The organism is Cylindrospermopsis raciborskii Cr2010 (assembly GCF_003367075.2).
GTDB classification, from domain to species: Bacteria; Cyanobacteriota; Cyanobacteriia; order Cyanobacteriales; family Nostocaceae; genus Raphidiopsis; species Raphidiopsis raciborskii.
Genome location: NZ_CP065936.1, coordinates 3104583 through 3130577 on the forward strand (window position 1 = coordinate 3104583; position 25995 = coordinate 3130577).

Consider the following 25995-nt stretch of genomic DNA (forward strand, 5'->3'; position numbering starts at 1 on the left):
TTGTATCCCGAGTTTTTAACTTAAAATTCTGATTCCATCATTTTATTAGGTTATGATACAAACTTTTGACAATTTTTGTTGTAGGCGTTGCATATTTGCGGGATGAATCAACTAAACGCGGGTATTACTTCATACTTTAAATAGTGAAGTAATAATTTAATTGAATACCTAAGCATATCTACAGATTTTGAATAGCATAGCGTTTTTCTATGTAGTCGCGCTAAGTAGTGACGTAAACGTGTATTTTCACCCTCTACCCTAGTCATATATGTTTTGCTCACAATATGATCCTCTGGCTGAATAAAACTCGGATAAACCCTCCACCCATCAGTAACATAAAAAAAGCATTGCCAGAGTTTAACGATGTCCCACAAAGGTTGAAATGCTTGTGAGCTGTGGTCTCCCACAACCCAAGCCAGGATATTTTTACGGAAGTGATTTACTGCTGTCCACAACCATATTTTGTTTTTTTTTGATCCCACAAAGGTCTCCAACTCATCAAGCTCACCTACCAAGGGTGTTTCCTCAACTGGTGGAGCATCTGGAAGTATGGAACCAATTTGTTTTAGCCAGTAAATAATAGTTGTATGATGAACGCCTTTATCGCGTTCAATTGCTCTAAATCCCATACCGTTAACATAAGAGCGCAGGCAACTTTGTTTAACTTCTTCTGAATAGCCTTTAGGTGGACTATAGACATCGATAAATTGACGACCACAATCAACACAAATGTGATTTTGTTTACCTCGACGTTTGCCATTCTTTCTGATTTTGGAAGACCCGCAGTTTGGACAATGCACAGTAGATTACCTCAATTCATACCTCTATTATGCAACGCCTTGTTGTAATAGCAATCGACTCAATATTTGAGTATTAACCTAGTATTAGTTTTATCTGCAAGGGGGGAGGGCTATATATTGGTTTTGTATTAACCTTGTATTAACTGGGCATTAATTGATCATTAATTCATTATTAACTCAAGCTCATAAATATGGGGGGAGGTGTATGACCCCACAAATGATCCACCCTTGAAGCAGGTGACTAGGGCTATAATATTTTTGACTAAATTTGTATCTAGGGAGTATTTCGTGAACACAGCTGTAAAATTGCGGGAGTTAATGGCACAATTTATCACTCCAGAAAGTTTCCAACCTTATGGACAGGTGATCTTTCCTTGTAAAGACGATAAAATTTTTGACTATACAGATGCTCAACTAAGTTTAGAGAATGGTATTACACGCTTCTATATTATGCGCTTAAAAAAACAAGGAACACGATTTCATAAGATAACTCGTCATGTTGAATGTACTCAGTGTCTAGGTTCTCTGGAAGGGAAGGATTGGTTTATGGCAGTTTGTCCACCAGAGAATAATAATAGGGAACCCATTTTAGATAAGTTAGTGGTCTTTCACATTCCCGGTAACTGTTTTATCAAACTAGAAGTAGGAACTTGGCACGCAGGTCCCTATTTCTATCATGATTTTGTTGATTTTTATAATTTAGAACTTAGTGATACGAATCTTGTTGATCATTTCACCCATGATTTTTTAAAAACTAATGGATTAACCTTTCAGATTGTACTGTAGTTTAGCAATAGGTACGTGAATACACCTCATATAATACATAATATATATTAATTATCCCCCTATCCTCTTGCTCTAACTCTAAGTAAGGAGGCACAATTATTTGTAGGATGGGTTAACCCATGGGGGCGTTGGGTTTCATACTTCAACCCAACCTAGGTTCATCTTATATTTAATTCCACCCACCCACTTAACTGCCTAACATTTGTAAATTATGTAAAGTTGCATAAAGTCCCCCTTGATTGATTAGTTCCTGATGACTTCCCTGTTCAATTAATTCACCTCTTTTTAAAACAAAAATTCTATCCACATTTCTAATAGTTGACAACCGGTGGGCAATTATTATAGCTGTCCTTGCAGTTAACAACTGATTTAACGCTTGTTGAATTAGTGCTTCAGTTCCCACATCTAAGTTGGCAGTTGCTTCATCTAAAATCAAAATTTGTGGATTACGAATGGCTGCTCTCGCAAATGCTAATAGTTGTTTTTGTCCCCCTGAAATATTTGTGCCTCTCTCTCTTAATTCCGTATTATAACCTTGAGGTAACTCTTGAATGAAACTGGCAACATTGGTTTTTTCTGCAGCGCTCTCAATCTCTTCTGATGTGTAGTTATCTCCTAAACTAATATTACTTTTTACGTCACCAGCAAACAAAAAGACTTCCTGCAAAATTACTGCCATGTAACGTCTTAGCTCAATTTGTGGTATCTCCTGAATATCTATACCATCAATTAGAATACGTCCTTTTGTGGGTTCATAAAGTCTACACAAAAGACGAATGATTGAACTTTTACCCGCTCCAGTAGGACCGACTAAGGCTATTTTCTCTCCAGGGTGAATGACAAAATCTAAATTTTTGAGTACATAATCATCATCTTTGTAGGCAAACCACACGTTCTCAAAGCGAATTTCTCCTAATGCTGAAGGAGTGATAAAGTTTTGTTCTTCTAAGTTCTTGATGGTGTCGTCTATATAGCTCCCCTGATTGTCTAATAGTGAAAATTTAGGACTGACCCGGTCTTTAATTTCTATGGGTTCATCTAAAATGTTGCTGACTCTTTCAATGGCAGTAAATCCACCCTGAATAATTGTGAATTTCTCAGCAAAGTTTCGCAAGGGGTCAAATAGCTGTTGAGCATATAGTATAAATGCTGATAGAATACCAAAGGTTATGCTTCGACCCAATAGTAAATAACCTCCAACCCATAAAACACCAGCAATAGCAATTAAGCTAACCCATTCTAATGTGGCAGAAACCGCTGAATCATACCAGATAGTAGTGTCAAGCTGTTGAATATATTTTGTATTGGTGGCACGAAATAATTCCGCATTTAATTTCTGTCTTCGGAACAACTGCACTACGTTAATACCAGCAATATTTTCTTGCAGTTGAGAATTTATCTTTGATAGCTCCTCTCTCGATTTATAATTTGCTTGACGATATTCTTTCTGAAAGTAGACAATTAACCAGGAAATTGGCAATAAAATCAATATTAGTAAACAGGCAAGTTGCCACTGAATTGTGAACATTAAAATGGTAATCACTAACATCGAAAATATATCAGAAATAATACCAATAGCACCTGTGGCAAATACATCTCCTAAACTTTCTACGTCACTAACCAATCTAGTAACCAATTTTCCTACCGGGGTAGATTCAAAAAATCTCAAGGATAGGGATGTTACATGACTAAATAAGTCTTGACGAATTGCAGCAGTAATTCTCTGCCCTACCTTTTGGACTAAATAACTCTGGACTCCTACCAAGGATAGTCTCACTACCATTATTGCTAGTAGTAGTGCTTGTATGATTCCTAGTCCTTCCCATAAACTGCGACTGGTCAGAAATTTGTAAGTCCCCGGTTCTTGACGAATTAATGATATTGCTTGTCCAATTAGCAATGGTTGTATGGAATTGGCGATCGCAATGGGTACAAGCAAAAGCAGCGATAATACAAGTAGATATTTACTGTTACGACCATAGGGAACTAAACGCAAAAATAACCGCCAGTCATTTTGATTTTGGCGGTGGTCTGGTTTAGGTGACTTCTGGGGGGGTTTGCGGGGCTTTTTATCGGATTTTTTCTGAAATGGGTAGATGATCATCTTAGTGATTGTCGCGTTGATTATCGCATGGTGACAAATTCTTCAGCTGAACTTGGATGAATCCCTACGGTAGCATCAAAGTTGGCTTTAGTTGCTCCCATTTTAATAGCAATTGCAACTCCTTGAATAATTTCCGCTGCATTATTTCCCACCATGTGAGCCCCCAGGACTAAATCACTGGTTTGCTCCACCACTAATTTCATCATGGTTTTTTCTTCTTTCCCTGCTAGGGTATAGTACATGGGACGAAAACGACTGCGATAAACTTTCACCGCGTCACCATATTTCTCCCGTGCTTGTTCTTCTGTTAGTCCCACTGTAGCTGCTTCTGGTGTGGTAAAAATAGCTGTAGGCACATTTTCATAACTCATGGTGCGAGACTTACCTCCGAAGACAGTATCAGCAAATGCCCTACCTTCATTTATCGCTACCGGGGTTAAGTTAATTTTGTTGGTACAGTCACCTACAGCATAAATATTCTCCTCTTCTGTGCGACTATACTCATCTACCACGATCGCCCCCTGGTCTAATTGGATTTTGGTGTTTTCCAATCCCAAATTTTCAGTTTTTGGTTTGCGACCTAAAGCTGCTAAACTTACCGCATCAACAATTACTGTGTCTTCTTCTTGTCCATCCTGACGGAATTTAACTTGGAATATTTCGCCTTCTTTTTCTATAGCACTTACCTGAGCATGATTAATAATATTAATACCGTGATCACTCATACCCTGTTGAATTTCACTTCGTAAATTATGGTCAAAACCACGTAAAATCATATCACCACGAATAATTTGGGTGACTTCTGTGCCCAATCCATTCATAATACAGGCAAACTCGCTCCCAATATAACCACCACCCAAAATCACCATTTTTTGCGGTTGGGTTTTCAGGTGGAACATGTCGTCAGATACAATGGCATGTTCAATTCCGGGGATATTCGGTTTAGTTGGATAGCCGCCTACTGCAATTAGTATTTTGTCTGCTGTGATTTGGCGTTCACCAACTGTAATGGTATGGGTGTCAACAAGTTTGCCATACCCCTGTATAACCTCCACTTGGGAATTATCTAACATTCTCTGATAAATCCCATTCAAACGGTTTACCTCGTTATTGACTGCGTTAATCATCTTTTCCCAATCTAGGGAACTGGTCACACTACCCCACCCATAACCTACAGCATCGGAAAACAATCCCGGAAAATGGGAAGCATAAACCATCAGTTTCTTGGGCACACAACCACGATTTACACAGGTTCCACCTAATCTATCAAACTCAGCAATTCCTACCTTTGCTCCATATTCTGCTGCTCTTCTAGCTGTAGCAATACCACCAGAACCTGCACCAATTACAAATAAGTCAAAATCGTAATTCATCTTTATAATTTCTTAATTACTATCGGTTTAATTAGTTTAATTAGTGAACCATACCAGTGGGTGAGAAGGAATCATTCCTTCCCACATTTTATTTCACTATCTTACGCTTTGCAGGTATTTTAGCATGGTGTCTGCATCGGAAACTTCAAAGGGATCAGTAGGACAATTATCTTCGTAACCAGGTTCAACAAACATCTTTTCTATGTGACAGTTATTCACTACCATGGAATAACGCCAAGATCTCATCCCAAAACCTAGGTTGGACTTGTCCACTAACATACCCATTTTACGGGTAAATTCTCCATTACCATCTGGTAACAAAAACACTTTCTGCGCTCCCTGCTGTTTACCCCACTGGTACATAACAAAAGCATCATTCACAGACACACAAATTACTTCATCTACACCCAAACTCTTGAACTCGTCATACAGCTCTTCATAGCGTGGTAAATGGGAAGTAGAACAAGTGGGAGTAAAAGCTCCTGGTAATGAAAACACAACTACACGCTTACCAGCAAACAACTGCTGCGTAGTCCGATCTTGCCAACGGAAAGGATTGGGACCACCTATCAGCTCGTCACGAACCCGGGTTTTGAAAACAACGTCAGGAACGGTTTGAATTACAGCCATGTTAACCTCTTCGTTTAATTGATAAATTTGTGTTTATGTCTATTCTTATCTCAGAATAATTCTGATTTAATAAAAAGTCAATAGTAATAAATACTTATTTTTTTTATTAAATAGTAAATGGCATTAGTTTTGGGATATGCTAAACTAGGCCTAATGTAAAAATTTTCATCAATAAGATTAGGATCATGCAGGAGCAAGCAAACGCAATTATTAAAACCTTAAAATCTAAGGGATTGAGGGTGACTCCCCAGCGCTTTGCAGTGTATGCAAATTTGTTATCTCGTACCGATCATCCCACAGTAGATCAAATCTTGACGGATCTGAATAAAGACTTTCCAGTTTCATCCCAAGCGACCATATATAGCTCTTTACAAGCTCTAAGGGAAGTGGGACTAGTTAGGGAGGTGCTCCTACAGGAGGGGGTATCTCGCTATGATGCGAATATACAACCCCATCATCATTTTTGCTGTCAGCGTTGTGGAGGAATTGAAGATATACCTTGGGACACCTTTGAATGTATAGAACTAAAAAATCTCCGTCCTGGTCTGCGGGGAAAGACTTACCAGGTTACGGTTCATGGAACATGTGATAATTGTCGAGAATAGAAAAGACACATCAGGAATTAACTGACGATTTGACACTTTGCGCCAAATTATATATCCCTCCCAAATCTAAACGATAGCTCAAGGGATGAACAATTAATCGAGCAGTACTTTCATACAAGGTGGCAATTTCTACCAGTCCGTTTTCCCGGAGAGTCTTTCCGGTGGAAACAATATCCACAATCGCTTCCGACATCCCCGTAATTGGTCCTAGTTCCACTGAACCATATAAAGGTACTATTTCCACTGGTAAGTCCAAACTTTCAAAATACTCCCGAGCGCAGTTAACATATTTAGAAGCTACACGACCGTGAGCAGGTAGGTCTAGGGGTGATTTATAAGAACTGGTAGACTTTACCGCCACGGACATTCGACAATACCCAAACTTTAGGTCAACTAATTGTCCTACTTGTGGTTTTTTTTCTTTTAGCACATCATAACCGACAATACCCAGTTGCGCTTGACCATATTCAACATATACAGGTACATCTTGCGCTCTGACTAACAGTCCCTTAGCTTTTCCACTAGCATCATAAATTTGCAATTGACGGTTTCCAGCATCTAGGAAGGCACTAAAATCCAAACCAGCAGATTGCATTAGTTGAATGCTATTTTTAAGTAATTCCCCTTTTGGTAGTGCAACAGTCAGCATTATTTTTTTTGATATGTTTGTCTTTGGGGTTTATTATCTCACTAGGAGCATGAAAATTTTATTAGTTGATGATGAAGTGGAACTGACGGATCCTCTAGGGCGGATCTTGACCCGCGAAGGATATATAGTGGACATAACATATAATGGCAAAAGCGGTAGTGAACTAGCACAAACAAGAACCTATGATTTATTGATTTTAGATTGGATGTTACCGGAAAAAACCGGGTTGGAAATTTGCCAGGAATTGCGTCGTCAGGGCAAAAATATCCCCGTTTTATTCCTCACCGCTAAGGACACCTTAGATGACCGAGTTCAGGGTTTAGATGCGGGTGGAGATGATTATCTAGTCAAACCATTTGAGCTAAGGGAGTTACTGGCCAGGGTTCGTGCCCTGTTGCGTCGTTCTAGTGTTGATAGTTATACCATAACGGGAAAGTTAGCAGTGGGGGACTTAGAACTAGATATGGAAAATCAGGTCGCCCATCGTCAGGGAAGAATAATAGAGCTATCAGAAAAAGAAAGTCAACTCCTAAAATATTTTATGGAAAATCCAGAACAATTACTAACTCATGGTCAAATTATGCAACACTTATGGAAAGGGGAAAAACCACCAGAGAGTAACGTCATTGCTGCGTTAATTCGTCTGTTGCGACGTAAGATTGAGTTAGGTGGAGAGTCTACATTAATTCACACCGTCTATGGTAAAGGATATCGTTTTAGTTACCATAATTACACGTTACAGACTACCCGAAAACCATAGTGGTCGTTATAGTAGTCGAAGTTGAAGTCACGAGAAGCACAACGACAGATCCTATTTAAATTAATCCAGGAACCACCACGTATCACTTTATATTGGCTACTCTCATCAATCCAGGGACTACCATCATTTGGCGCGCCCTGATAGTTTCGATGCCATGTATCTAAACACCACTCACACACATTACCGTGCATATCATACAAACCAAAGGCATTGGGCGGAAATATTCCCACTTCTGTGGTTTGTTGTCGCCATTCTCCCTTGGTCACTGAACCCTGGGTGTAGTTGCCATTGTAGTTGGCTAAATCCGTATTAATACTTCCACCAAAATGAAATGGAGTGATAGTACCAGCTCTACAGGCGTATTCCCATTGAGCTTCACTGGGCAAGGTATAGTTTTTTCCTGTTTTTTTACTTAATTGCTCACAGAACTTCCCAGCTTCAATCCAGGTTACTCTTTCCACCGGGCGTTTTCTACCTGGGAATCGAGAGGGATTTTCTCCCATTAGAACCTGATACTGCTCTTGTGTTATTTGATATTTACCCATGAAAAATGGGGGTACTGTTACTTGATGTTGGGGACTCTCGTAATTATACCTCCCCTCCTCATTTTCTGGAGAACCCATGGTAAATACTCCCCCTGGGATTTCCACCATTTTCAGTCTTATAGGGCCTATTTCTTCTAAGAAGTACCTAGCACTACCGTCGGTTCTACTAATTATCTCTCCTGTTTGATTAGTAGTTATTAAGTCAAACTTGAAATTTTCCAGATTTTCCAATTGAGGACACATTGGTTTGGTTTAATGGCTGCAATTGCGTTAAAATCGAAACATAACCAAAAGGAATAAAGGGGTTGCCATTTAGCCTTGTAGCGGTTGACCCGCTACAGACTCACAATTTTATACAAATTGTTTGAACGGTTATAAACCGGTGCACTGGTATTACTTGTAAAGTTCGGTAGCTAAACGCCAAGCCAAAATACCTGGAATTAAAGCTACGGCCAAGGCAATGTAAACTTGAGTATCTGAGATAGACATGGTGGTAACCCTCCAAAAAACAGGATGAATTGACATCTCCCAGCTATTTTACGGTTTTACCACAATTGAGACACATATTTTTACAAGACGCAACATGAACCAAAATGACGTTGTATTTAGGTATTGATTTTGGTACTTCCGGCGCCCGGGGCATAGTAATCGATGAAGATTCCACTATTAGGGGAGAAATTCGTCTTCTTTGCCATCCTGATCGGGGTGATGCGGTGGTATGGCGAGCGACTTTATGGGAGCTTTTAGGGGCAATTTCCCAGGACCTCCGTCGACAAATCAGGGGAATTGCCATTAATGGCACTTCTTCTACTGTTTTGCTGACAAATGCTATTGGTGAACCCGTGTGCCCACCCCTATTATACAAGGACGGAAGGGGGTCAGTCTTTATTAAGCGTTTAGCTGAGGTAGCTCCCCCCAACCATACTGTTATCAGTGCCACCTCTACCTTGGCTAAATTATTATGGATGCAGCAGTTACCTAATTTTTCTCAAGCTAGATATCTTCTACATCAAGCAGACTGGTTGGGTTTTCTTTTACATGGTAAACTGGGTTTTAGTGATTATCACAATGCACTAAAGTTAGGTTATGACGTCAAGGAATTACAATATCCGAAATGGTTAGAGGATCTGAAAATTCCCATTAAATTACCAAAGGTTCTCACCCCGGGAGAAAGAATTGGCAAACTAATTCCTGGGGTAGCAGACCAATTTGGACTCAGACGTGATTGTTGGGTATGTGCAGGAACAACGGATAGTATTGCAGCATTCCTAGCTAGTGGAGCTAAATTACCAGGGGAAGCAGTTACTTCCCTGGGATCGACCTTGGTTTTGAAACTTTTAAGTCGCACCCGAATAGAAGATGCACGATATGGAATTTATAGTCACCGGTTGGGAAATTTGTGGTTAGCAGGGGGAGCTTCTAATACTGGAGGAGCAGTATTAAAAAAGTTTTTCACTGATCAAGAATTGGTTAGTCTAAGTCAGGAAATAGATGGCTGTGCATCTAGTCAGTTAGATTATTATCCTTTGCTACAACCGGGCGATCGCTTTCCTGTGAACGATCCAATGCTCGCACCGCGACTGGATCCCAGACCTGAAGGTCCAAGGGAATTTTTACATGGGTTGTTACAAGGTATGGCAAGAATAGAACAGAAGGGATACAATCTATTAGAACAGCTGGGTGCAGATAAACTAATTCATGTTTATACTGCTGGTGGTGGAGCAGTTAATTCCACGTGGACTACTATGAGAAAGAGGTTTTTAAAAACAAATGTCACACCATCCACCCACACGGAAGCAGCTTACGGAACTGCACTTTTAGCAATGGGTCTGCCAATTGACCACCAATTAACCAATTAAAAGTTGTTAATTAGTAGAGGTGTTTATGATCAATTTCCAAAGGTAAAAATATTGTCATTACCTCACCATATTGGGAATTTTGCCGCACAATCAACTTGCCACCTATAGACTGAAATAGGTGTTTGGTCGCAGCAACATTTAAACTAATAGTACCAGTCTCCGGTTGAAAGATTAACAATTGACCAAGCGCTTTACGAATGGGTATGTGAACATCTTTAGTAGAATTATGACAACCCAACCGAGGTAATAACTGTAATTTAAGTTGGTGACCTGCAGGAATAACTTGAACTTGAATAGAACTACCAGGGGGTAAACTGCGGGTAAAACTCTCCATTAAACCGGTTAGTACACGATCTAGCATAGCGGGATTGCTAACTACAGTTGGTAATTGTTGAGGTAAAGCTACATCTAAAGTCAAATTACGTCGAGTTGCTGCTTGTTGCCAACGGGGAATAATTTGTTCTAGGATCTGATTTAAGGACATTGGTGTGAGCTGGGAACCAATTTGGGTGGTTTGGGAACTTGAAGTTTCAGAAGTTTCTAACTCTGCGGCCTTAAATAACAACTCCATACGGTCAATCTGCTCGGTACATTCGTGATCAATAACTTCCAACCGTTTAACAACAGCTCCGGGTAGATCCTGTCGCTTTAATAACAGTCGTGTCATAGTACGAATAGTTGCCAAAGGTGTGCGCACCTCATGGGAAAATGCCTGCAGTAGTTCCACATCAGAACGGGAAGGAGGTTTTGCAGATGACAAAACGGGATCCTGGGGAAAGGAAAAGATGGGAAAAGAATGGGTGGACCTGTCAGTTGATTCTGGTAATTCAGCAAGCAGAAATTGACTAAATTGAATAATGGTTTGATAGTTTGGTGCAGTTAGGGGGTAATTCTCAACCCTAGCATCTAATTGGGAAAACAATTCTGGATTAGTCAAAACTAGTCTTGTTCCTAATGCTTGCCAAGCTTGTTTAACCACATTCGGCTCAAAGGAAAATAAAAACTCTTTTTTACTACCAGTGGGAGCTGATAATACTAAAGCCAGTGTAAACTTTTCTGTAAATACTAGGCAAAACTGTTCATTTCCCAGGGGATCGGGGGCTAATAAAGGTAAAATAGAATCCCCAGGGAGAATGCTATTATTGTTATTATACAGATGAGAATAGTAAGTATTGTTTCTAATAGTAGTATCTTGATCAAAGAGCAAATTACCTTGGTCTGCTAACACTTTTGGTGGTACATCAAATGGCATTAATGCCAAAGGGTTAAAAGGTTTAGTCGCAAAGGTGACTGTCTGTAGGTTTTGGGTCAGATTAGGTTGACCGAACAGAGGAGTTGGTGCAGTCAAAACTAAACCTGGAGTAGTATAATGGAGTGTTGTAGGTGTTAGAGTGGTTAGGAGGAGATGTTCTGCAGCAGCAAGACCGACACGCCATTGTTGTTCTGCTTTTTCAGATGAACATGGAACTGTGTGGGATTGGCTTTGGGCCAGAATTTCTGCCAAACTTGGTAAAATCCATTGGTACACAGGTTTTCACCCTTTGATTGACTATAAGACGATTATTTGAACTATAGTTAAAGTATAATTAAAGTATACACCGCACTACATGATTTCTAGCTTATAGTCTTTTGTCTATTCGTGGGAGTGGTATAACCGAACTCCGCAGGTGGAATTTACCCAATTCCCTCAAAATACCTCACAATAGCTCTAATGTAAATGTGTGTTGCTATACGTCTTACCTGAAATAGATTGAATTTCGTCAAAAAATAAGTCTAAATAAAACTACATAGGATTTAAAATTCCCCTCATAAAAGACAATCTTGATAGCTACACCAGTAGTAGCTGATTAATTACTAACACTAAAAACTACTTTTCCAAGACTGTATGGGAATAACAGTTCTTAGGACAAATACGAGAACATGCTTGGCAACCAATACAATTTTCCGGTTGAGTAACAACCATCACCTTACGTTCAATTTCTTCATCATCTTCATCTTCTACAAATTCACCCTCTTCATTCAAGGCCATCAAACCTAAAACACTGTAACCACAAACCTTCATACACCTACCACAACCAATACATTTGTCCTTATCAATACCTTGGGCAAATTTAGGTGTCCAAGTTCCACCACCAAATGTCAATCCTGTTAATGTTGCCATGACTCTAACCTGAGCAATTTTACTTACAATTTTTTCGTTCCTTCTTTCTTGATAATAGTCTCATATTTTTACTTTTTAATGTTAAACGTTAACTTTTTTGTTAAATTCTCTGCGCCTGGTGATTTACTATTATTTACCGAAATATTTATGTTTTATTGACAATTATTTTTATTTACCTCCATTAATAAATAGTTGCTAGTTCATGATAAACAATCTGATCAAAATCTTTATGAAATTTATAGTTAATGAAGAACTAATAAAGTTTAAATTTCCGGGTATGAATAGGGAGACAAATCACAATCTACAGTTAACAGGGAACGGTTAACTATGAATCAAAATGAGACATCGAGGGTTAATTTAAGTCAACCATCTAGGCAATTTAACTAGGAAGTAGCCTTATGCCTTATATAATTCCTAATAAAAATTGCAATAGATGTGATAAATGCCGCCCCCAATGTCCTACGGGTGCCATCAAAATTGAAAATAATGAATATTGGATAGATCCTTGTCTTTGTAACAATTGTGAGGGTTATTATCCCGAACCACAATGCGTAATTGCTTGTCCTACCCAATCTCCTATACCCTGGCAAGCTAAAAAAGGCAGGTGCAAAGTTGAAGTAAGAGAATCTACCAGTCTGGATTTATTTTCTAATGGTAAAAACCACCCATTTGCTTCCGCTATAGTCATTTGGGAGGCGTGCAATATATTGGCCCAACGTAAATCATTACATTGGGCACAGGATGGGGGAGGTAATTTATACTATAGTCGTCAAGTTAATCAAGGTCGAGGTAATATTTCTTTTGCTATTCAAGACTCATCTAAATCTGGTTTCGTCAGAGATTTATCAACTATCGAAAATCTCGATATTCGTGCTGCCTGTATTCACCTAATTTTTGCAGCATACGCTACAACTTTGGAGCGACCTTGGGAACAGGAATTTACCATTGATGAACGGCAAATTGAAGCATATTTGGGACTGGAAAAACGCAAAGATCTGAACAAAACTACAAGGTTATGTTTGATTAAGAGTATTGTTCAACAGGTCTGTTCTTTGGTTGTTTCTATTGATTGGCAAGCTAGAGGTAAAGTCCCCGCTTTCTCTGTGCAGAAGAGTTATCTATGGGATTTGACAGATATTGAACATCATTTTCAGGAAGATGAACGAGGCTGTAAATATCTCATTGGTTTGACTTTTAAAGTGAAAGCTGGTCTGTGGTCTAGGCACTTTTTAAATAAACAGGGCTGTAAAGAAAGTTTGGCATTCTATCAATATGGTAGCTTACCAAAAACATTATTGACTACGGTGATGAGTCTTTGGCAACAACATGAAGGTGCTGTTAGGTTGATGTTATGGTTACTTTTTAAAACTAAAATGGGCAGGGAACAAAGAATTACTGTTCCTACTTTATTGCGCGTTGGTTATGGCGAGGAAAAAATTCATCTTGCTTCTAGATCCCGGGATGAGCGTAAGCGTTTGCTACGCACTTTTGAAAATGATTTGGAGGTACTTAATCACTATGGTATTAAAGTGATTTTTGACCCCGTTACTTACCCAGTAGAAATTCAGCCCCTCTGGGCAAAACTAGTTGATATTCCTGAAGATCCAGATGAGGCCTTGGAATTTTGGATTAATGATGGTAGTGGTGAGCATCGTCTGACTGATAGCAGTCCCCGTGGTAAGTGGAATATGTTGATGAATGCTCGAATTTTGTCTTTTGAATTACCTTCAGATTGGGAAAACGTCACTCCCCAACCCCATCGTAAACAACATCGTTCCGTCAAGGGTAAAAGGTCTGTGAAACCTCATGATGATTTATTGGGGGAACAGGTATTACAAGCTCGCAAAGCTATTAGTATCTCTCAACGGGAATTAGCAAAGTTGGCTGGTAAAAGTCAGAGTTGGATCCGTGATGTGGAAAATGGCCGTCTCAAACCTAAATCGGAAGATCAGCTTTTGCTTAGGAGAATCTTAAATATTCTCTAATCCGATCTTCAACTATATTCCCTGTCCCCCCCTATGAAATTACACCCCTACTTTTACTCCTCGACAAGCTTCTGCACAATTGCGACAAGCACTGGCACAAGCTGTCATCTTTTTATCAGTAGAGATGGTTTCACAAGCTAATGCACAGCGATCGCATATTTCTGCACAAAGTGCACAAGTCTTTCCAGCAAATAGGGAACCGCTAATTAGCATGTTGGTACATATCATACAAAATTCTGAGCAGTCACGCATGGCGCTGATGAGATTGGCACTCATATATTTACCACCTTGACTCATACAGTAGGTCATGGTTTCTAAACAGATTTTATGACATTCTGTGGTAGCATTGACGCAGTTTTGCATTTCTGTGGTCAAGGATTCAGTCATCATCATCATCATAATCAACACTCCTGATTTGTTTGGGGGTCAATTCCAAAAATTCATCCTAGCTAAGGTCTGGAGGTCAAGCTGGCCGCTTTGGCAGTAGTTTTTTCGGAGAATTCCCCCCTCCCTAATTAGTTTGTGCTACCCTAGGAATTAAAGTGTTTTTTAAGCAAACTTTAGGTGGGTTTTGTGCAATTGGGTATGCTCCTTAAACGGAAAAACCGCGCCATTGCAGCTGTGCTGGCCTTTTCCGGTGCGATCGCTATTTCCGGATTACACAAGTTTTATTTGGGACAACCACTATGGGGAATTCTGTATGTGTTATTATCGTGGACACCAATTCCTAAAATAGCTAGTGCTATAGAGGGGGTGTGGTATATCACACAGGATGAGGAGACTTTTAACAGGAAGTTTAATTCTGGTAACTTATCAGTTCACAGTTCCCCGGAGGTGAGCACCAATGTAGAATCGGTGGCCAATGCTTTACGTGAGTTAGATGCTTTGCGTGAGGAAGGGTTGATTTCTGAATATGAATTCGAGCAAAAACGTCGTCAATTGATAGACCGTATTTCTTAGTGGGGACTATAATTTCCGATGATTAGCTGGTTTCCTTGGAATCTCAAGTTACAAAAATTACGAGACAAACTTCTTCATGATCCCTACTATCGCTTACAGTCGGGTGAGGAAATACATCTTGCTGCACAATTGGGTATGCGGATTGATGTTAATCAAGCCAATGTGGATGACTGGTTACGATTACCCGGTTTATCTATTCATCAAGGTCGCTCTTTAGTGGCATTGTCGCGCTCTGGGGTGAAGTTTTACTGTATTGAAGATATTGCTGCGGCTTTGAGTTTACCCATTCATCGACTAGAACCGCTCAAGCCTTTATTAAGTTTTACCTATTATGATGAACACTCTCTAGTACACCACCCATCAATTAATATTAATACGGCATCTATAGAAACTCTATTGGAAATCCCAACGATAGATATGGTCCTAGCGGAGGCGGTGGTAAAAAACCGCCTCGCTGGCGGTGCTTATCGTAATCTGGTGGATTTTCAAAACAGGTTGGGATTATCTGGTGACCTGATCTCCAAACTAATGTACTATTTGCACTTTCAATAGTATTACCGCTAACCTATCAAACCCAATCGATTTAAGGGCCAAAAGCGAAATGCTGCATGACCAATTAGGTTTCTTCGCGGTAAAAAACCCCAGTACCGAGAGTCATTACTGTCATTGCGATTGTCTCCCATCACAAAGAACTTGTTCTCTGGAATTTTAATCAGGGGGAATGGTTGATTTGCTGGTTCAGCAATGTAGGTTTCTTCCAACTGTTTGCCATTCACATAAACTTGACCATTCACTATACCAACTATATCTCCTGGAAGACCTATAATCCGTTTAATAAAGGCTTGATTGTCATCATAACCACGCTCTTGTAATTCGGGAGGTGTCTGAAAAACCACGATGTCGCCAGCTTGAGGAGGATGAAGTCGGTAGGATATTTTCTCTACTACTAATCTATCCCCTATTTGCAGGGTGGGATACATTGATGCGGAAGGAATTAAACGAGGTTCTGCAATAAATACTCTGATCAATAGGGCTAAAATCAACGCCACCCCTATTAAAGTTAGATTTTCTTTCCAACCCCCCTGTTTATTTAAATTGTTTAAAGATGTGGAAGTTTCCTCAATGCTCTTGTTTTCCGGATCATTCATACTCTGGTGTGCAGGATTTTGGCTCTCCTATGATTTTAACATACTACGGTTTGAAGAAACCTAAATGATCTTTGAGCTTTTCTCAACTCAGTTTGGCAAATAAATCTCCTAAAACTACATTAGAAAACAAAAAACCCTGGGGATCAGTTAAACATAATCTATCTGTGGTCAATTTCACCCAACCTGGAATTACATAGGTTTGTAAGCACTTTTGTATTTTCTCAACTCTTTGATGACCAAACTTTTCTGCTAATACTCCTAGACTTAAACCTTCCGCTAAACGCATCCCCAACATTATAGTCTCTAACAGTTCCTCATCTACATATATAACTTTAGCATCAATTATTGCACCATTATTTAACCACTGATAATATTCCTGGATCCTTCTAGGACGAGAAAATCGTTTACCTTCTACATAGCTGGTAGCACCCATGCCAAAACCATAGTAAGCAAGATTTTGCCAGTAAACACGATTGTGTTTACATTGATGCCCTGGCTTAGCATAATTGGAAATTTCATAATGCTCATAACCCGCACCCGTAAGCATCTCTTGTCCTAGTTCATACATCTTTACCGTCATCTCATCCGCTGGTAGAGGGTGATCCCCAGCTTGATAATAACGACCAAACACTGTACCCGGTTCTATGGTTAAATCATAAATGGAAATATGGGTAGGAGCAATTTCTACCCCCTTGGTCAGAGAATTTTGCCATTGCTCTATAGACTGATGTGGCAAACCCGAAATCAGGTCTATGCTAAATTCGGGTATCTCCACTTGGTTAACTATATCAATAGCTGCAAAAATATCTTCAACCGAGTGCGATCGCCCAGCAGTTTTTAACAATTCTGGGGTAAAGGTCTGCACCCCTAAACTAACTCTGTTTACTCCTGCATTTTTATAACCTTGAATACGAGCTAAATCAAATGTACCTGGATCTATTTCCATAGAAATTTCTATCTTTGATTCCATGGCAAATCTCTGTTCCAAACTGCTCAATATTTGCTCTAGTTGTTTGGCCGACAATAGAGAAGGTGTACCACCACCAAAAAAAACTGTTCTCAGGGGTTCACTAAAAGTCGGTGTGATGCTGATCTCATGGCAAATGCTATCTACATACTGACTAATTGTATGGGATGCTTCCCCGGACACGCGATCGCCCGTCACATACACGGGAAAATCACAGTAAAAGCACCTGCGCCGACAGAAGGGAATATGTACATAAGCTGCGGTGGGGATTGGAAAACTCATGGAAAAAATTCATTGATAGAACTGTTGACAAAAATTACATTTTGTAGTTAAAACTAGCAGCAATCCTGAAAACCCTAGTATATCCAAAAACCCGTGGAGGTTTACAGGTAAACCTAAACCATCAAGGTATAATGGCCACATATATTTTCAGAATTCTCAGCCTTGGTAGGCCAGATGCAGTTTGATAATTATTCCGTCCTTCATATTAACCAATCCACATTTGACCAAAAAAATGCCTTAACCTCGCACAGACAAACATTATTCATTCAGGAAAAATAAATCATGCTTGATTTCACCATCATTATCTCATTTATTATAGCCTCTGCGGGAATAGGTTATTTCAGTACCGACTTACTACCACCAGGAAGTCTCAAAGGAGTAACCAATTTAGATGCTTTGCGTTTAGTAGTAGCTGTCTTTGCTGCTCTCATTGGTGGCGCGGTTGGACTGAGTTTTCAGACCAGCTATAGGCGATTAGAAACACAAGTGCGGGAAATGCCCATAGAAGTCATTTTAACTCGTGCTATCGGTTTAGTTATTGGGCTATTACTGGCCAATTTAATGTTAGCTCCCCTATTTCTACTCCCCATTCCTGTAGATTTTAGCTTTATTAAACCTTTAGTAGCAGTGGTTGGCAGTGTAATCCTATCCGTAACGGGAATGAATTTAGCTGATACCCATGGTAGAGGTTTGTTACGATTAATTAATCCTAATACGGTGGAGACCCTGGTAGTAGAAGGAACTCTCAAACCAGCTAATACCAAGGTTTTAGACACCAGCTGTATTATAGATGGTCGGATTGAATTACTGCTGGAAACGGGATTTTTAGAAGGACTAATTATCGTACCCCAGTTTATTTTGCAGGAGCTACAGCAAGTAGCAGATGCAACCAAGGATGTAAAACGAGTACGAGGAAGAAGAGGTTTAGAAATTCTCAATCGTATTAGGGAAAACTATCCAGAAAGGATAGTAATCAACTCGGTAGAGTACGATGATTTAAGCACGGTAGACACAAAACTAGTAAAGTTCGCCCAGGAAATTAATGGTACTCTATTAACCAACGACTACAATTTATCCAAAGTAGCCAGTGTCCAAAAAGTACCAGTATTGAATGTGAATGATTTGGTGAATGCAGTTCGTCCTTCCTACTTACCGGGGGATAACATTGACATCAAAATCCTCAAAGAGGGGAAAGAGCCCAGTCAAGGCATTGGTTATTTAGATGATGGCACAATGGTTGTGGTAGAAGAAGGTAGTGGTTATGTGGGTGGTGAAGTGAGAGTAGTGGTAACCAGTGCTCTACAAACCTCCGCTGGCAGAATGATCTTTGCTAAACCACAAGCCTCGGCTTTAGCGTAAGATAGCTAGTTAAAGTCAGTTCATACTTCATAGTGTAGATTGATGTTGGACAATCGAAAACACCTATCAAATCTGAGAACCAGGAAGATGTAAAATCTTAGCATTTATTAAGGTACTCAGCATGACAGTAAACACAACCAAGACATCTTCCACCGTTCCCAGTTTTTGTGAGGGAATTCAATACTTTGGGGAACCATTGCCAAACTTTCAAACCTATGGTGCAAAGCCAGTCATAGAATCTGGTAGCGTGTCCATAGCTGACATTAACCATACAGCAGCAGCTTATCAAACCTTACTAGCAGCAGATGCCCTGCGCTATCTCACCTTACAAATAACTGGTAGTAAAGCTTCTGGACATCCAGGTGGTTTTGCCAGTCAAGCCGAAGCTTATGCAGCCTTGGTCATGCTGGGACATAAAAATATTATTACGGAAGTGGGACATCATGCTCCCGGTTTTTATAGTGCCATGTTTTTAGATCGGTCCTTAGAAGACATGAGCATATTTACTGTACAACAACTGCGCGATCGCTTTCGGGAAAAACACGGACTAATAGGTCACCTATCGGGTTATATTCCTGGAATTTTGGCACCTGCGGGACCGTTGGGACAGGGACAACATTTTGCCATGGCTGCAGCTTTATTACACCGAGACAAACTATTTCCCTTCACTGTGGGAGATGGGGGATTAGGTGAACCTTACATCATGAGTTCCATGGCTCATTTTCACACCGCCTATCCTCAAGTCACCAATTTCCTACCCATTCTAGTGTGGAACGGTTATAGTCAAGAGCATCATAGTATGGTGTCCTTAAAAACCAACGAGGAAATGACTGCTTATTGGAAGGGCAATGGTTTTAAGGAAGTAATCATCGTAGATGCCAAAAAGTTTGACGACCAGAATCAACCCGGAGATTACGTAGATAGTACCATATTTTCCTGGGAAAGAAGACTAGAATTTACCAGAGAAGTATTAATAGGCATTAATCAAGCGACTAATTTAGCCCTTAATGGTACACTAACAGTATTTATTATCAAACAACTTAAAGGTGCAGGTGTACACGCGTTAGGAGCAAAATCGCATAATCTTTATCCTAAAGATACTTTAGACGCACCCCATATTGCCAAAGCTCTACAGAAAAGAGCCTTATCCATAGAAGCATGGCAAACAGTTCGTACCAATGCTGAACGTGCTGGAGGTGGTCCAGCAGCAAAAACAGTAGTGACAGAATTTGAATTACCCCTAGCACCCATTGGGGAATTACCATTGGAAGAATATGCAGTTGGTGGTGAGCCAAAGGTTTCCACCACAGCTATGGGTAGATTGGTAGGAATAGTAGGGAGTAAGGATCAAAACTTTCTGGTGACCAATGCGGATGGTAACGAAGCATCAGGGATTGGCAACATTAACCAAGCTCTGAAAATCAACCACCCCACAGCAGATGAACTATATAATCAAATTCCCGGAGGTCAAGTTTACGAACCCCTGAGCGAAGATGCTTGTGCAGGATTAGCAGTGGGATTATCCCTGATGGGTGGAAGAACCCTATGGTGTTCTTATGAATCATTTGCTATAAATGGACTGCCAATTTGGCAAACCGTAACCCAAGCTATGGCTGAATTAAGAAGAAAAACCCCATCTACAATCACCTTATTTACAGCAGGTGCATTGGAGCAAGGACGCAACGGTTGGACCCATCAAAGACCAGAAGTGGAAGCATACTTTGCCGCTATGATGAGGAATGGTAATGTCTTCCCCGTTTTCCCTCCTGATGCTAATAGTATTCAGGTATGTTATGATTGGGCTTTGACCACCAAAAATAAAGGTATTGTAATTACTGCTAGTAAATCACCTTTACCCATTAGAACCACTCTGGAACAAACTAAACAGGGACTGGAAAAGGGAGCAATTTTATTACACGAGGTTCCAGGGGGAAAACAAGTTGTATTTGCTGTGATTGGGGATATGACCTTAGTACCAGTGTTTGAAGCAGCAGCATTTTTAGAAACTGAGGGTATAGGGGTAAAAATAATTTCTGTGATTAATCCTCGTCGTTTATATCGTCCTGATGACACTGCTTGGGATACTTGTTCCCAACCGGATGGGGAGTTTTTAGCTGATGAAGAGTTTGAGGAGTTATTTAGTGGGGATGGGTTAATTGCTGTGACTGGTGGTGCGAGTGCTATGTTAGAGCCAGTTATGTTACGCAGTTCTATTAAACGGGATACTTTTGCTTGGAAGCGAGGAGAGACCACAGCTAGTGCAGGTGAGTTAATGTCCTTTAATGGCTTAGCTGCGGAAGCGTTGACAAAGCGCGCTATTGAGTTAGTGCATTAGAGTTAGGTGTAGATCCTTCTTTGATTAGGGGTGGGGAAAATCTCCCCACATCCGTTAAATTAATAAATTGCTCTTGATTCTAGGGTATAAACGGGGATATGCACAATTTCTCTATCTGTCAAATCGTACTGCTCACAAACCAGACTTAAACGATTCCCCGATGTTTTCATCGGATTAACAGAATGGGTCAAATTTCCCTGAAAGCAAACTAAGGTGTTGGTTTGGGGTTTAATCTTCTGAATGTGGCGATTATTTGATTTCAATACTAATTCCCCCCCTTCCATGTTTTCCGGTACTCGCACATAAAGAACCGTCACCAGATTTGGTGGTTCAATGGTTTTACAATAGGAGCGCAATGAACGATCTATATGTGGATCAACCCGAGAACCTTCTTGAAGTAGTAAAGGATTAAGATAAAATGCATTACAACTTGATTGTAGTGCCAATTCTAAATAGGGTTTAAAAAAGGGAAACTTCTCCTGGACAATTTTTATTCCCTGTCTTTGGAAAACCACAGAAAATCCTTTTGTCTGAATAAAGTCTCTATTGAGGTTATTGGTAGTAAAGTATGGACTGGCTTGGATTTCTCCCCCTAGGTCTTTCAGGTAACTACTTGGAAAAATATTGCTTTGTATTTGGTAGTATTTCACAGATTCCTATCTAAATTTATTTTTAGGTTTATTTTTAAAAACTATTACCCAATACTTTCTAAAATCCTCCCTATCATACCATTAGCTTGACTGCCATAACCACCCCCGAATAAATTAAAGTGATTTAAAATATGATACAAATTATAAAGTATTTTTCGTTTTTCATAGCCTGGTGTTAGGGGAAATTCTTCCTCATATCCTCGGTAAAAACTGGGAGGGAAGCCACCAAAAAGTTCCGTCATGGCAATATCAACTTCCCGATCGCCAAAATAAGTGGCTGGATCAAAAATCACTGGCTCACCATTAATTGTAAATCCCACATTTCCTCCCCATAAATCGCCATGAACTAGGGATGGTTCTGCTTCGTGGTCAGCTAATAAGCTAGGAATGACACCTAATAATTTTTGTTCTCCAGGAAAATTGCCACCGCGTCTTCTTGCTAACTGAAATTGGTAACCCAGTCGGTTTTTAAAAAAAAATTCATCCCAATTTAACATCCAACTATTAATTTGTGGTGTGGAACCAATAGTATTGTTTATATGCCAACCAAAACCTTGTTCACTGGTAGTTTTGTGCATTGCTGCTAAATTTCTCCCCATTTGTTGCCAGCTTTTATTATTGCCAGCTGACATGTGCAACCATTCTAATACTATGTAACTACAATTATCGGCGTTGCATAATAGAGGTATGAATTGAGGTAATCTACTGTGCATTGTCCAAACTGCGGGTCTTCCAAAATCAGAAAGAATGGCAAACGTCGAGGTAAACAAAATCACATTTGTGTTGATTGTGGTCGTCAATTTATCGATGTCTATAGTCCACCTAAAGGCTATTCAGAAGAAGTTAAACAAAGTTGCCTGCGCTCTTATGTTAACGGTATGGGATTTAGAGCAATTGAACGCGATAAAGGCGTTCATCATACAACTATTATTTACTGGCTAAAACAAATTGGTTCCATACTTCCAGATGCTCCACCAGTTGAGGAAACACCCTTGGTAGGTGAGCTTGATGAGTTGGAGACCTTTGTGGGATCAAAAAAAAACAAAATATGGTTGTGGACAGCAGTAAATCACTTCCGTAAAAATATCCTGGCTTGGGTTGTGGGAGACCACAGCTCACAAGCATTTCAACCTTTGTGGGACATCGTTAAACTCTGGCAATGCTTTTTTTATGTTACTGATGGGTGGAGGGTTTATCCGAGTTTTATTCAGCCAGAGGATCATATTGTGAGCAAAACATATATGACTAGGGTAGAGGGTGAAAATACACGTTTACGTCACTACTTAGCGCGACTACATAGAAAAACGCTATGCTATTCAAAATCTGTAGATATGCTTAGGTATTCAATTAAATTATTACTTCACTATTTAAAGTATGAAGTAATACCCGCGTTTAGTTGATTCATCCCGCAAATATGCAACGCCCAATTATCTATAGTCCCCCAACATAATGGTTGAGGAACCCGGATAGTTTTGGTTTCATACATTTGTCGTAAACCCAGCATTTCTGCTGCAAACATTTCTCCCTGGGATGCTTGATTGATTTTGACGAAGTAGGTGATTTTACCATTGCCAATGGCATAACCCTGGTTAATACATCCACCACTCACTGATGATCTTTGGGTAGTTTGGAACTTTTGCCCAGTTACCTCACTTATTTGCCGATCTATTTCTTGCCACATCACCCCGTTTTGAACCTCGCGTTTTTCAACTGTTTCCTTAGTAATTAACCTTATTTATTATCTTGGTTTAATAATAACTGCTCTATAGTCCTGTGGCGAAAGATATTTTTGTGCAGCTTTCATTAAGTCATGCTGATTCTGCATTTGGATGTGTTGAGGATAATTAAATGCTGGATCTAAATCACCCACCAAACATTGATAATAACCATACAATCCAGAGCGATCGCCTGGTGTTTCATTATTGAAAATAAATCTATTTGCGACTCTTGTTTGTATACGGAGAATCTCTGACTCTTTAACTAATTCCGTTTGCAGTTTCTCCAAATGTTCAACTATACCTGTTTCTACTGCTGCTAAATCTTCCACATTACATTTAGCGGAAATGGTGAACAGTCCCTGTAGTTTATAATTACTATTACTGACAGAAATTGTAGAAACCAATCCCCTTTCTTCCCGTAAATCCTGTACTAATCTGGAGCTACGTCCTTGTCCTAATATCCCCGCTAATACATCCAGGGCATAAGTATCTTTTAGTTCGCTCAATCCTGGTACTCGCCATAAAACAATTAGTCTAGCCTCTTGCAAACCTTCATCGGTAAATTCGTAACGGGTAATTCCCTTAAATGCTGGTTCCTGATTATCTGCAAACTCTGGATAAGCTGGGTGATCTGAAGACCTTGCCATCTTTTCTTCAAACCCCTCAGCTACAATTTCTATCAGCTGGTCCACTGGTAAGTTACCAACAGCTACAGCGGTTATAGAAGAAGCTTGATACCAGGTCTGATGAAATTCTCCCATTTGTTGGGGTGTCAACTGAGAAATTATGCTTTCTAAACCCAGTATGGGACGGCGATAGGGCAAAAAATCAAAGGCCGTTTCCATTAGACGGCGCGAAATTCGCCTTCCTATACTATCCTGTGAACGCCTAATCTCTTCCAAAACCACTAGTCTTTCTGTTTCAAAACCATCTGGGGGAATGGACGGGTTACAAACTAGATCTATTTGCAGTGGTACTAAATCCTTAAAGTCTTTAGGTGCACTGGTTATATAAAATTGGGTATAGTCCTGACTTGTGGCTGCATTAGTAATAGCGCCTCGCTCTTCAACACGACGCTCAAACTCACCACTAGCTAAATTTTCTGTCCCCTTAAATATAATATGTTCTAAAAAATGGGCCATTCCATTAATGGAATCGGACTCTACAGCAGAACCAACATTTATCCACACATTTAAACTAACTGCTTCAATTGGCATTTGTTCCGCAATGATGGTTAACCCATTGCACAGGGAATGTACCCTGGGTTTTTGAAGAGGTGGAGTTTTTGGCAAGGTTAATATCATTTGTGGTGGCAAGGTCTGCATTACTACTCATATCCTAACTACTCATATCCTAGGTTTATTGAATTGACTTTCCCCCAGGTTAAAAGCCCACTTCTACTATAGCAGATAGTTTGGTAATCCTTCAAGATTACCAAACTATCACTCAATTAGGCTCACACCGGAAGCGCTGATGGAAAAACGGAAACATTAGCCGTCGCATCAGTAAAGTTTAGGAACTTTTCAATTAGTAGTTGCTCAAATATATTGAATGAGTCGTGCCAATTTGCTACTATTTGTTGCAAGTCCTGTATTTTCTGTGAGGGACTATTTCCCAAGAGGGGATAGTTAAAGTTACCAGAAAATAAGATTGCCCCTACCACTTTATCAGGAAATTGAACTGTTGCTTGGTTAATACTCAAGTTCAAAACTCCCCTTTCTAAAGGATAACTTAACTGTAGACTTGCTCCCACTCTCTTCCCTCCAAATTCTTGCCATGGACCTGGTGCCAATAGCCTGCTATGGATGTATTTATAGGCATCTGCTTCAGAATTGAAAAGAACAAATCCCCTCGGATTGATACCAACCTGTTTATACTCTACTTGAGAGAGTTTTTCTACTAGTTTATGAGTAATATTTGATACTTCAATTTCCTCTTGAGGTTTTTGCGATAGGTTTTCAACCATAGTCACACCATTGGGATGGACAAAAATGCCCAATCCTGTATTAAACAAAATTTGTAACACTCCATTGTTGTAAACCGGTTGTTTGGCTAACTCCCATTCGCTAGGAATGATACCAGTGTATTTTAAAAAGTCAGGATTAACTACTGCGGGATTCAAGTCCTTGGCATTAATAGAGATTGCCAATTCCTGAAGTTGTAAATTTGCACTCATCGTTGTTATTGCCTATTGTTATTAATCCAGCAATACTGGATCTCAAATAGTTATTTTACATACAATTACTTTCTCATTTCTATAAATTTCTATGTCTTCCAATTTAATTTTATAGCCTATTTGTTGATGGCTATTGCTCCCGG

At 39.8% G+C, this 25995-nt stretch carries 26 protein-coding genes and 1 pseudogene; 10 read left to right on the plus strand and 17 right to left on the minus strand.

What is annotated here, in order from left to right:
* Positions 1-107 precede the first annotated feature (107 nt).
* Positions 108-800: an IS1 family transposase gene (locus tag C6N34_RS14210; protein WP_141302948.1), complete on the minus strand. Its 693-nt coding sequence runs from the start codon at positions 798-800 to the stop codon at positions 108-110.
* A gap of 288 nt (positions 801-1088) precedes the next feature.
* On the opposite strand from C6N34_RS14210, the gene C6N34_RS14215 reads away from it, so the two are divergent.
* Positions 1089-1586, plus strand: a complete 498-nt coding sequence (locus C6N34_RS14215; RefSeq protein WP_006277423.1) for an ureidoglycolate lyase — start codon at positions 1089-1091, stop codon at positions 1584-1586.
* Positions 1587-1773: 187 nt separating this feature from the next.
* Here the strand turns inward: C6N34_RS14215 and C6N34_RS14220 are convergent, their stop codons facing one another.
* The 3 genes from C6N34_RS14220 to C6N34_RS14230 all read right to left on the minus strand — a co-directional run bounded on the left by C6N34_RS14220 (position 1774) and on the right by C6N34_RS14230 (position 5693).
* A complete protein-coding gene (locus C6N34_RS14220; RefSeq protein ID WP_115538353.1) occupies positions 1774-3690 on the minus strand; it encodes an ABC transporter ATP-binding protein in 1917 nt (638 codons plus the stop codon).
* A gap of 20 nt (positions 3691-3710) precedes the next feature.
* Complete coding sequence (gene gorA, locus C6N34_RS14225) at positions 3711-5063, minus strand: glutathione-disulfide reductase (protein ID WP_096543546.1); 1353 nt, start codon at positions 5061-5063, stop codon at positions 3711-3713.
* A 96-nt stretch (positions 5064-5159) separates the two neighbouring features.
* Positions 5160-5693: a peroxiredoxin gene (locus tag C6N34_RS14230; protein ID WP_096543548.1), complete on the minus strand. Its 534-nt coding sequence runs from the start codon at positions 5691-5693 to the stop codon at positions 5160-5162.
* A 185-nt stretch (positions 5694-5878) separates the two neighbouring features.
* Here C6N34_RS14230 and C6N34_RS14235 point away from each other — a divergent pair, with 185 nt between their 5' ends.
* The gene (locus C6N34_RS14235; RefSeq protein ID WP_057177212.1) at positions 5879-6298 is read left to right on the plus strand and encodes a Fur family transcriptional regulator; all 420 of its coding nucleotides are present in this window, start codon (positions 5879-5881) and stop codon (positions 6296-6298) included.
* A 10-nt stretch (positions 6299-6308) separates the two neighbouring features.
* Here C6N34_RS14235 and hisG read toward each other — a convergent pair whose 3' ends face one another.
* Positions 6309-6947: an ATP phosphoribosyltransferase gene (hisG, locus tag C6N34_RS14240; protein ID WP_040009096.1), complete on the minus strand. Its 639-nt coding sequence runs from the start codon at positions 6945-6947 to the stop codon at positions 6309-6311.
* 49 nt (positions 6948-6996) lie between these two features.
* Here hisG and rppA point away from each other — a divergent pair, with 49 nt between their 5' ends.
* Positions 6997-7707, plus strand: a complete 711-nt coding sequence (gene rppA, locus C6N34_RS14245; RefSeq protein ID WP_057177246.1) for a two-component system response regulator RppA — start codon at positions 6997-6999, stop codon at positions 7705-7707.
* Here rppA and C6N34_RS14250 read toward each other — a convergent pair.
* Together C6N34_RS14250 and psaM are read right to left on the minus strand one after the other, a co-directional pair.
* Positions 7677-8495: a formylglycine-generating enzyme family protein gene (locus C6N34_RS14250; RefSeq protein WP_057177211.1), complete on the minus strand. Its 819-nt coding sequence runs from the start codon at positions 8493-8495 to the stop codon at positions 7677-7679. The two genes, rppA and C6N34_RS14250, sit on opposite strands and share 31 nt — an antisense overlap.
* A 150-nt stretch (positions 8496-8645) precedes the next feature.
* Positions 8646-8741, minus strand: a complete 96-nt coding sequence (gene psaM / locus C6N34_RS14255) for a photosystem I reaction center subunit XII (RefSeq protein ID WP_015141228.1) — start codon at positions 8739-8741, stop codon at positions 8646-8648.
* Positions 8742-8845: 104 nt separating this feature from the next.
* Between psaM and C6N34_RS14260 the strand changes: the two genes are divergently transcribed.
* On the plus strand, positions 8846-10111 hold the full coding sequence (locus C6N34_RS14260; RefSeq protein WP_115538352.1) for an FGGY-family carbohydrate kinase: 1266 nt from the start codon (positions 8846-8848) through the stop codon (positions 10109-10111).
* 10 nt (positions 10112-10121) lie between these two features.
* Here C6N34_RS14260 and C6N34_RS14265 read toward each other — a convergent pair whose 3' ends face one another.
* Positions 10122-11639 carry a sensor histidine kinase gene (locus C6N34_RS14265; RefSeq protein ID WP_115538351.1) on the minus strand — a complete coding sequence of 506 codons (1518 nt, stop codon included), beginning with the start codon at positions 11637-11639 and terminating at the stop codon, positions 10122-10124.
* Positions 11640-11978: 339 nt separating this feature from the next.
* The gene (gene fdxB / locus C6N34_RS14270) at positions 11979-12272 is read right to left on the minus strand and encodes a ferredoxin III, nif-specific (protein WP_006277437.1); all 294 of its coding nucleotides are present in this window, start codon (positions 12270-12272) and stop codon (positions 11979-11981) included.
* A 398-nt stretch (positions 12273-12670) separates the two neighbouring features.
* On the opposite strand from fdxB, the gene C6N34_RS14275 reads away from it, so the two are divergent.
* Positions 12671-14257, plus strand: a complete 1587-nt coding sequence (locus C6N34_RS14275; RefSeq protein ID WP_057177208.1) for a helix-turn-helix domain-containing protein — start codon at positions 12671-12673, stop codon at positions 14255-14257.
* 39 nt (positions 14258-14296) lie between these two features.
* Here the strand turns inward: C6N34_RS14275 and C6N34_RS14280 are convergent, their stop codons facing one another.
* Positions 14297-14656, minus strand: a complete 360-nt coding sequence (locus C6N34_RS14280; protein ID WP_057177207.1) for a four-helix bundle copper-binding protein — start codon at positions 14654-14656, stop codon at positions 14297-14299.
* Positions 14657-14842: 186 nt separating this feature from the next.
* Here C6N34_RS14280 and C6N34_RS14285 point away from each other — a divergent pair, with 186 nt between their 5' ends.
* Positions 14843-15217, plus strand: coding sequence for an NINE protein (locus C6N34_RS14285; RefSeq protein ID WP_057177245.1), 375 nt, complete (start codon positions 14843-14845; stop codon positions 15215-15217).
* Between the two features lie 18 nt (positions 15218-15235).
* Complete coding sequence (locus C6N34_RS14290) at positions 15236-15769, plus strand: helix-hairpin-helix domain-containing protein (RefSeq protein ID WP_006277442.1); 534 nt, start codon at positions 15236-15238, stop codon at positions 15767-15769.
* Positions 15770-15777: 8 nt separating this feature from the next.
* Here C6N34_RS14290 and lepB read toward each other — a convergent pair whose 3' ends face one another.
* Together lepB and hemW are read right to left on the minus strand one after the other, a co-directional pair.
* On the minus strand, positions 15778-16365 hold the full coding sequence (gene lepB, locus C6N34_RS14295; RefSeq protein WP_006277443.1) for a signal peptidase I: 588 nt from the start codon (positions 16363-16365) through the stop codon (positions 15778-15780).
* 82 nt (positions 16366-16447) lie between these two features.
* The gene (gene hemW / locus C6N34_RS14300) at positions 16448-17614 is read right to left on the minus strand and encodes a radical SAM family heme chaperone HemW (protein ID WP_006277444.1); all 1167 of its coding nucleotides are present in this window, start codon (positions 17612-17614) and stop codon (positions 16448-16450) included.
* 282 nt (positions 17615-17896) lie between these two features.
* Between hemW and C6N34_RS14305 the strand changes: the two genes are divergently transcribed.
* The gene (locus tag C6N34_RS14305; RefSeq protein WP_057177205.1) at positions 17897-18973 is read left to right on the plus strand and encodes a PIN/TRAM domain-containing protein; all 1077 of its coding nucleotides are present in this window, start codon (positions 17897-17899) and stop codon (positions 18971-18973) included.
* Between the two features lie 121 nt (positions 18974-19094).
* Complete coding sequence (locus tag C6N34_RS14310; RefSeq protein WP_115538350.1) at positions 19095-21308, plus strand: phosphoketolase family protein; 2214 nt, start codon at positions 19095-19097, stop codon at positions 21306-21308.
* A gap of 59 nt (positions 21309-21367) precedes the next feature.
* Here C6N34_RS14310 and C6N34_RS14315 read toward each other — a convergent pair whose 3' ends face one another.
* Together C6N34_RS14315 and C6N34_RS14320 are read right to left on the minus strand one after the other, a co-directional pair.
* Positions 21368-21958, minus strand: coding sequence for a 2OG-Fe(II) oxygenase (locus C6N34_RS14315; RefSeq protein WP_115538349.1), 591 nt, complete (start codon positions 21956-21958; stop codon positions 21368-21370).
* A 44-nt stretch (positions 21959-22002) separates the two neighbouring features.
* Positions 22003-22671 (minus strand): fructosamine kinase family protein, encoded by a 669-nt coding sequence (locus C6N34_RS14320; protein WP_407928740.1) that lies wholly within the window; start codon positions 22669-22671, stop codon positions 22003-22005.
* Between C6N34_RS14320 and C6N34_RS14325 the strand changes: the two genes are divergently transcribed.
* Positions 22666-23358, plus strand: a complete 693-nt coding sequence (locus tag C6N34_RS14325; RefSeq protein ID WP_141302948.1) for an IS1 family transposase — start codon at positions 22666-22668, stop codon at positions 23356-23358. The genes C6N34_RS14320 and C6N34_RS14325 overlap by 6 nt on opposite strands.
* Positions 23359-23378: 20 nt before the next feature.
* On the opposite strand, the pseudogene C6N34_RS14330 reads toward C6N34_RS14325, so the two are convergent.
* From C6N34_RS14330 to C6N34_RS14340, 3 genes and pseudogenes are all read right to left on the minus strand, one after another.
* Positions 23379-23639 (minus strand): annotated as a pseudogene (locus C6N34_RS14330) (fructosamine kinase family protein); the annotation flags it as partial.
* Between the two features lie 57 nt (positions 23640-23696).
* Positions 23697-24980: a M16 family metallopeptidase gene (locus C6N34_RS14335; RefSeq protein WP_115539033.1), complete on the minus strand. Its 1284-nt coding sequence runs from the start codon at positions 24978-24980 to the stop codon at positions 23697-23699.
* A 152-nt stretch (positions 24981-25132) separates the two neighbouring features.
* The gene (locus tag C6N34_RS14340) at positions 25133-25852 is read right to left on the minus strand and encodes a hypothetical protein (RefSeq protein ID WP_115539030.1); all 720 of its coding nucleotides are present in this window, start codon (positions 25850-25852) and stop codon (positions 25133-25135) included.
* Positions 25853-25995: the final 143 nt, after the last annotated feature.